Annotated in this window: 8 protein-coding genes; 7 read left to right on the top strand and 1 reads right to left on the bottom strand. The window is 71.4% G+C overall.

What is annotated here, in order from left to right:
* Window positions 1-62 precede the first annotated feature (62 nt).
* Window positions 63-1,061, top strand: a complete 999-nt coding sequence (locus ACFW0G_RS45030) for an SMI1/KNR4 family protein (protein ID WP_378331737.1) — start codon at window positions 63-65, stop codon at window positions 1,059-1,061.
* 42 nt (window positions 1,062-1,103) lie between these two features.
* Complete coding sequence (locus tag ACFW0G_RS45025) at window positions 1,104-1,556, top strand: GNAT family N-acetyltransferase (protein ID WP_378331736.1); 453 nt, start codon at window positions 1,104-1,106, stop codon at window positions 1,554-1,556.
* Between the two features lie 19 nt (window positions 1,557-1,575).
* On the opposite strand, the gene ACFW0G_RS45020 is transcribed toward ACFW0G_RS45025, so the two are convergent.
* The gene (locus tag ACFW0G_RS45020; protein WP_378331735.1) at window positions 1,576-1,920 is read right to left on the bottom strand and encodes an oxidoreductase; all 345 of its coding nucleotides are present in this window, start codon (window positions 1,918-1,920) and stop codon (window positions 1,576-1,578) included.
* A 182-nt stretch (window positions 1,921-2,102) separates the two neighbouring features.
* On the opposite strand from ACFW0G_RS45020, the gene lpdA reads away from it, so the two are divergent.
* The 5 genes from lpdA (at window position 2,103) to lipB (ending at window position 7,668) form a co-directional block, all read left to right on the top strand.
* On the top strand, window positions 2,103-3,476 hold the full coding sequence (lpdA, locus tag ACFW0G_RS45015) for a dihydrolipoyl dehydrogenase (protein ID WP_378331734.1): 1,374 nt from the start codon (window positions 2,103-2,105) through the stop codon (window positions 3,474-3,476).
* 54 nt (window positions 3,477-3,530) lie between these two features.
* On the top strand, window positions 3,531-5,303 hold the full coding sequence (sucB, locus tag ACFW0G_RS45010; protein ID WP_378331733.1) for a 2-oxoglutarate dehydrogenase, E2 component, dihydrolipoamide succinyltransferase: 1,773 nt from the start codon (window positions 3,531-3,533) through the stop codon (window positions 5,301-5,303).
* A 120-nt stretch (window positions 5,304-5,423) separates the two neighbouring features.
* Window positions 5,424-6,308 (top strand): TIGR01777 family oxidoreductase, encoded by an 885-nt coding sequence (locus ACFW0G_RS45005; RefSeq protein WP_378331732.1) that lies wholly within the window; start codon window positions 5,424-5,426, stop codon window positions 6,306-6,308.
* The gene (locus ACFW0G_RS45000; protein ID WP_378331731.1) at window positions 6,305-6,931 is read left to right on the top strand and encodes a phosphatase PAP2 family protein; all 627 of its coding nucleotides are present in this window, start codon (window positions 6,305-6,307) and stop codon (window positions 6,929-6,931) included. Before ACFW0G_RS45005 ends, ACFW0G_RS45000 begins: the two co-directional genes overlap by 4 nt.
* The gene (gene lipB, locus ACFW0G_RS44995; RefSeq protein WP_378331730.1) at window positions 6,928-7,668 is read left to right on the top strand and encodes a lipoyl(octanoyl) transferase LipB; all 741 of its coding nucleotides are present in this window, start codon (window positions 6,928-6,930) and stop codon (window positions 7,666-7,668) included. The genes ACFW0G_RS45000 and lipB overlap by 4 nt, the downstream gene beginning before the upstream one ends.
* The last annotated feature ends 52 nt before the right edge of the window (window positions 7,669-7,720 follow it).

Below are 7,720 nucleotides of genomic sequence, written 5' to 3'. Positions count from 1 at the left end.
ACCTTACGGGCGTCTGACGCCCGTAAGGTGGCCTTAACGGCATTTGTGGCAGGGTCGCGCGCATGGACCAGGGCGAGTTTCTGGAATCGGCGGTACGCGACGTCCTCACAGCCGACGAAGCCGTGCTCGACGAGCGGATCGGCTACGCGGCGCTGCTGCTCGCGACGGCGGGTGCCGCCGCCGAGGCCGACCGGCTCGTGACGCAGTGGCAGGCACTCACCGAGCGCCCGATCACCGCGATCGTCCCGGACCAGGTCCGCGCCCGCGCCTGGGCGATGCTGTTCGAAGCCCGCGGCACGCGGCCGGATTGGGCGGAGGAACTGCCGCCGCTCGATCTCGACGCCGAAGAGCGCGCGCACACCGCGTCGCTGCTTCGCCCGGTGTCGGATCTCGATGGTGTCCTCGGTGACTCACCGGCGGCGGGTGTCGTGTCCGGCATCGCCGGGAAGCTCGCGCCTTCACGCCCGGACAAGCTCCGATCCGCGATCGCCACGCACGATCTTCCCGGCTGGGCGGTGCTGGCCGCCGAACAGGCCCGCCCGGACGTCGCGACGCTGGCCGCCTCGCGAGCGCTCGCACCGCGGCTCACCGCCGGCGCCGACCCGCTCGGACTCGGCACCGAATGGCCGGCCCGCTGCGCCGACGCCCTCGTCGCGGCACTGTACGAGCGCTATCCGCCGAAGATCGGCACCTGGTCGGAGCTGATCTCCCGGATCCTCCGGTTCCGCGGCACCGGCACCGCCCCCGCGCCCGCCACCCCGGCCGGCATCGAGGCCACCGAGCGGCGGCTCGGCCTGCGACTGCCGGACGATTACCGGGACTTCCTGCTCACCTGCGACGGGCTGCCCGGCGACGTCGTCTTTCCGCGTCTGCTCGGCACCGGTGAACTCCGGGTCGTGGACGACGTCGTGGTGCTTGCCGAACCGGCGATCGTCCTGCTGGCCCGAGCCGGTGACCGGTGGCACGCCGTCGAGGTCGACCCGGTGTTCGGCAGCACGGCGTACCCGGCGTTCCGCGCCCTGCTCGAACACCATCTGGCGCTGCTGGCCCAATCGGCGTGAAACCGGTCCGAAACTGTCGGTGGTGCTCGCTAGCTTGTGATCGTGACCACACTCACCCTGGCCGAGATCACCCCGGACAACGTCGACGACGCGTGCGGCATCGCCGTCGAGAAACACCAACGGCATTTCGTCGCGTCGGTGACGAAATCGCTCGCCGAAGCGTACGTACAGCCCGAGGTCGCCTGGCCCCGGCTGATCCTCGACGACGGCGAACCTGTGGGTTTCGTCATGGGCGGTTTCGACCCGGCCTCGCCGGTCGAGTTCCTCCGTTGCGGGATCTGGCGGCTGAACATCGCGGCCGGGAAGCAGCGCCGCGGGTACGGGCGGTTCGGCGTGCACGCGGTGCTCGACGAAGCGCGAAGACGCGGGCAGAAGGAGGCGTCGGTGCTCTGGGTACCCGGCGAGGGCGGGCCCGAAAAGTTCTACCTCCGCCTGGGCTTCCGCAAGACCGGGCGGATCCACGAAGGGGAGGTCGTCGCCATGATCGCCCTCTGATCACGCCAGGGACCGGGGCTCAGGCCTGGCCGCGCTTCTTGCGTTCGGTGTACTCGCGCATCCGCTGCGGGTAGCCGACCCTGGCGACCTCGTACACCGGGATCGAGAGCCGGTGCCCGAACTGCTGCGCCGCTTCGAGACTGCCGATCCGGCGCCGGGTCCATTCACCGTCGTGTGCGATCAACACCACGGTGGTCTCGGTTACGGTCGTGCGTGGCTCCACATAGGCCTCGACACCGTGGCGGGACGCCGCCCACTCCTCGAGGTGCCGGGTGTCGGCCGAGTTGGCTTTCCGCAGCGTGCCGGGCTTTTGACCGCCCTTGCCACGGCGGCGCAGCGAGTCGAAGATCCCCACCTCGACCACCTCACTTCTCCAGTCGCGTCCTGCTCCATTATCCCGGGCGCCGCGTGTGGTCGGTGTCGCCACACCCGGCTAGCTCGCAAGCCCGATCACCGTAGTGACAAGATGGCGGTGTCGCGCGCGCGTTTATACCGCGCCCGCGTGACGCCAGAGCACCACCCATCGCTTGCCGAGGAGTTATTGAAGTGACCGACACCTCCGCCGACCTTGTGATCCTGGGAGGCGGGTCGGGCGGCTACGCCGCGGCGTTCCGCGCTGCCGAGCTGGGCCTCTCCGTCACGCTGATCGAGAAGGACAAGCTGGGCGGGACCTGCCTCCACCGGGGCTGCATCCCGACCAAGGCCCTGCTGCACGCGGCGGAGGTCGCGGACGAGGCCCGCGACGCCGAGACGTTCGGCGTCAAGGCCTCCTTCGAGGGCATCGACATCGCCGGGGTCAACAAGTACAAGGACGGCATCGTCGCCCGCCTGTACAAGGGCCTTCAAGGCCTGGCCAAGGCCCACAAGGTGAACCTCGTCGAGGGCACCGGCACCTTCGTCGGCGGCACGACCGTCGAGGTCGACGGCACCCGGTACACCGGGAAGAACGTCATCCTGGCCACCGGTTCGTACTCGCGCACGCTGCCCGGCCTGGAGCTGGGCGGGCGCGTCATCGCCAGCGAGCAGGCGCTTTCGCTGGACTACGTGCCGAAGAAGGTCGTCGTCCTCGGCGGCGGCGTGATCGGTGTCGAGTTCGCCAGCGTCTGGGCCTCCTTCGGCGTCGACGTCACCATCGTCGAGGCGCTGCCGCGGCTGGTCCCGAACGAGGACGAGTTCGCCTCCAAGCAGCTCGAGCGTGCCTTCCGCCGCCGCAAGATCGCCTTCAAGACCGGCGTGCGGTTCACCGGCGCCAAGCAGGACGACAACGGCGTGAGCGTGTCGCTGGAATCCGGCGAGACGCTGGAGGCCGACCTGCTGCTGGTCGCCGTCGGCCGCGGCCCGAACTCGGCGGGGCACGGTTACGAGGAGGCGGGCGTCAAGATCGACCGCGGTTTCGTGCCGACCGACGACCGCCTGCGCACCAACCTGCCGAACGTCTACGCCGTCGGTGACATCGTCCCCGGCCTGCAGCTCGCGCACCGCGGCTTCCAGCAGGGCATCTTCGTCGCCGAGGAGATCGCCGGGCTGAACCCGCGCGTGATCGACGAGAGCGGCATCCCGCGGGTCACCTACTCGCACCCCGAGGTCGCCTCGGTCGGGCTCACCGAGTCCCAGGCCAAGGAGCGCTACGGCGCGGACGTCACGACGTTCACCTACGACCTCGGCGGCAACGGCAAGAGCCAGATCCTCAAGACCTCCGGCGGGGTCAAGCTCGTCAAGGCTCCGGACGGTCCGGTCGTCGGCGTGCACATGGTCGGTGACCGGGTCGGCGAGCTGATCGGCGAAGCGCAGCTGATCTACAGCTGGGAGGCGTTCCCCGAGGACGTCGCCCCGCTGATCCACGCGCACCCCACTCAGACCGAGGCCCTCGGTGAAGCGTTCCTTGCCCTCGCCGGCAAGCCGCTGCACGTGCACAGCTGACGTCTCACCAGCACAATCAGACCACGCAAGACATATCAAGGGAGTCAGCGAACGATGGCCTACACCGTCACGTTGCCGGAGCTCGGGGAGAGCGTCACCGAAGGCACCGTCACCCGGTGGCTGAAGCAGGAGGGCGACACCGTCGCGGTCGACGAGCCGTTGCTCGAGATCTCCACCGACAAGGTCGACACCGAGGTGCCCTCGCCGGTGGCGGGCACGGTCGTGAAGATCAGCGCCGCCGAGGACGAGACCGTCGAGGTCGGCGGTGAACTCGCCGTGATCGACGACGGGACCGGCGACGTCCCGGCCTCGTCCGCGCCCGCCGCCGAAGCCCCCGCCGCCCAGCCCGAACCGGAGCCCGCCCAGGAGGCGGCCCCCGCCGAAACCCCGGCCCCCGCCGCCGCGCCCGCTTCGAGCGGTCCGGCGCAGGGCACCGAGGTCAAGCTGCCCGAGCTCGGCGAGAGCGTCACCGAAGGCACCGTCACCCGGTGGCTGAAGCAGGTCGGTGACACCGTCGCGGTCGACGAGCCGCTGCTGGAGATCTCGACCGACAAGGTGGACACCGAGGTGCCGTCCCCGGTCGCCGGGACCGTGCTGGAGATCCGGGCGGGCGAGGACGAGACCGTCGAGGTCGGCGGTGTGCTCGCGGTGGTCGGCGACGCGAGTGCCGCGCCCGCCGCGGCGCCCGCGCAGCCCGCCGCCCCCGCTCCGGAGCCCAAGCCGGAACCGAAGCCCGAGCCGAAGCCGGAACCGGCGCAGCAGGCCCCGGCCCCCGCGGCCCAGCCCGCCGCCCCGGCTCCGCAGGCGGCTCCGGCCGCGGCCCAGGCGGCTCCGGCCGCCGCGGCGAAGGACGGCGCGGCCGACGGCCCGTACGTCACGCCGCTGGTGCGCAAGCTGGCGACCGAGCACGGCATCGACCTCGCGAGCCTGACCGGCAGCGGCGTCGGTGGCCGCATCCGCAAGCAGGACGTGCTCGCCGCGGCCGAGGCCAAGCAGAAGGCCGCCGCCCCGGCACCCGCCGCCGCGGCCCCGTCGGCTCCGGCCGCCGCGGCTGCTCCCGCCGCCCCGCGGGCGGCCGCCCCGGTCTCCCCGGAGATCGCGGCGCTGCGCGGCACGGTGCAGAAGGCGAACCGGATCCGCCAGATCACCGCGACGAAGACCCGCGAGTCCCTGCAGGTCTCGGCGCAGCTGACGCAGGTGCACGAGGTCGACGTGACCAAGATCGCCAAGCTGCGTCAGCGGGCGAAGGCGGCCTTCAAGGAGCGCGAGGGCGTCAACCTGACGTTCCTGCCGTTCTTCGCGAAGGCCACGGTCGAGGCGCTCAAGCAGCACCCGAACGTCAACGCGTCCTACAACGAGGACACCAAGGAGATCACCTACCACGGTGCGGTGCACCTGGGTATCGCGGTGGACACCGACAAGGGTCTGCTGTCGGTGGTCATCCACGACGCGGGTGAGCTGAGCCTGGCCGGTCTCGCGCACCGCATCGCCGACCTGGCGGCGCGGGCGCGGGCGAGCCAGATCAAGCCGGACGAGCTGACCGGTGGCACGTTCACCATCACGAACATCGGCAGCAACGGCGCGCTGTTCGACACGCCGATCATCGTGCAGCCGCAGTCCGGGATGCTCGGCACCGGCGCGGTCGTCAAGCGCCCGGTGGTCGTCAGCGACGCCGACGGCAACGACACCATCGCCGTGCGGTCGATGGCGTTCCTGCCGCTGACCTACGACCACCGCCTGGTGGACGGCGCGGACGCGGGCCGCTTCCTGACGACGATCAAGCAGCGTCTGGAAGAGGGCAACTTCGAGGACGAGCTCGGCCTCTGACCTCCGGGTCGCGATGGTCCGTGAAGGCCTCCTTCACAGCGCTCACCGCTGTGAAGGAGGCCTTCACGGCTTTCCGGGGCCGGATGTGCGCCCCCGGTCCCGATAGGACACGATCGGCATATGCGCGTACTGATCGCGGGCTCCAGCGGGCTGATCGGCTCGGCGTTGACCGCGCGGCTCTCCGAGCGCGGTCACGACATCCGCAGGCTGGTGCGGCGCGAGCCGCGCCGTCCGGACGAGCGGCGCTGGGATCCCCCGGCCGGGGAGATCTCGCCCGGCACGTTCGAAGGCGTCGACGCGGTCGTCAACCTCTGCGGCGCCCCGCTGCTGCCGGGCCGCTGGAGCGGGATGCGCAAGCAGCTGCTGCTCGACAGCAGGGTCGAACCCACCGAGGTCCTCGCTGAAGCCGTCGCCGAACATCGCGTCGGCGTACTCGTGAACGCCTCCGCCGTCGGCTTCTACGGCGACACCGGACAGTCCGTTGTGGACGAGAAAACCCCGGCGGGACAAGGCTTCCTCGCCGAACTCTGCACCGCGTGGGAGGCCGCGACGGCGTCGGCGCGGGACGGCGGCGCCCGCGTCGTGCTGGCGCGCACGGGGCTGGTGCTCGCCCCCAAGGGCGGACTGCTCACCGTGCTGCGGCCGCTGTTCCGGCTGGGGCTGGGCGGCAGGCTCGGCGACGGACGCCAGTACCAGCCGTGGATCGCCCTCGACGACGAGATCGGCGCGCTCGTGTACGCGCTGGAGCACGAAACCCTTGCGGGCCCGGTGAATCTGACCGGCCCGGCCCCGGTGACCAACACCGAGTTCACGCGTGCGCTCGGCCGCGCCGTGCATCGTCCGGCGCCGTGGCAGGTGCCCGCCTTCGCGATGCGGATCGCGCTCGGCCAGGCCGCGGAGGAAATGGCCCTGTTCGGTCAGCGCGCGCTGCCCCGGGCGCTGGAGGAATCCGGCTACGAGTTCCGCCACCGCGACGTCGGGAGCGCGCTGGCCGCCGCGACATGACCGTGCCCAGGGTGCGCTGGGTGGTGTCCGGCCTGGTGCTGTTCGCCGCGTTCCTCGTCCTCGGCGTCCTGGTCGCGCGTCAGCCGCCCGCCCTCGACGCCGCTGTCGCGAACTCCTTGCGGGGTGAGGATTCCCGGCCGCTCGGGCGTGTCGCGGGTGTGCTGACGAACGTCCTCAGCCCGGTGCTGCCCTACCTGCTCGGCGTCGCGCTGATCGCCGTCGCGTTGCGGTGGCGAGAACGCACGAAGCTCTGTCTGCGGCTCGGCGTGGTGCTGGTGGTGTGCCGCCTCACGAGCGTTCTGGGCAAGCCGCTGTTCGACCGGCAGCGGCCGCGCGTGTATCCCGAGACGAGCTATCCGAGCGGGCACGTCGTTTCCGTTGCGAGCACGGGATTCGTCGCCGTCCTGCTGTGTGCCTGGCTGGCGCCCCGGCTGGTGCGCTGGGCCGTGGGAGTGGCCGTCGCGGCCACCGTGCTGGGCGCGGCCTGCCGGATCGTGCTCGGCGTCCACTGGGTCACCGACACCGTCGGCGCCGTGCTCGCGGTGCTCGGTGTCGGCCTGGTCACAGCGGCCGCCGCCGGGCTGCTGCCCGCGCCGCCGGGCGGGCGTAATCTCGCTGGGTGAGTTCTTCGAGCGATTCCTGCCGCGCCAGCACCGAACCCGTGGACGTCCGCGAGCTCGGCACGATCGACTACACCGAGGCGTGGGAGTTGCAGCGCCGGTACCTCACCGCCCGCGCCGACGGCACCGGCCCGGACACGATGCTGCTGCTCGAACACCCCTCGGTGTACACCGCGGGCAAGCGCACGGAGCCCGATGACCGGCCGCGGGACGGCACCCCGGTGATCGACGTCGACCGCGGCGGCAAGATCACCTGGCACGGACCGGGCCAGCTGGTGGGGTACCCGATCGTGAAGCTCGCCGACCCGATCGACGTGGTGCACTACGTGCGGCGGCTGGAGGAAGCGCTCATTTCGGTGTGCGATCGGCTCGGTGTGCGCAGCGGCCGCGTCGAGGGCCGCAGCGGAGTCTGGATTCCGGCCGACGATCGCGGCATCGAGCGCAAGATCGCGGCGATCGGCATCCGCGTGCAGCGCGGCGTGACGATGCACGGGTTCGAGCTGAACTGCAACGCCGACCTGGGCGCGTTCGACACCATCGTCCCGTGCGGGATCCGCGACGCCGGGGTGACGTCGCTGTCGGCCGAACTGGGACGGGACGTCACGGTCGCCGAAATCCTCCCGATGACCCGTGACGCGGTCCTCGCCGCGCTCGAGGGCGACCTCCCGGTCACCGACCGCGCCCTGCCCCGCCCCGAGGCCCCGAGCGCTCCCGGCGTCACCTTCGCCCTCCAGAACTGACTCGCCCGAAGTGCCGTTAAGGCCACCTTACGGGCGCCGGACGCCCGTAAGG

It is taken from the genome of Amycolatopsis sp. NPDC058986, from assembly GCF_042741125.1.
GTDB lineage: Bacteria > Actinomycetota > Actinomycetes > Mycobacteriales > Pseudonocardiaceae > Amycolatopsis.
The sequence above is the reverse complement of the archived record's forward strand: the minus strand, read 5'-3'. Positions and strand labels throughout refer to the sequence as shown.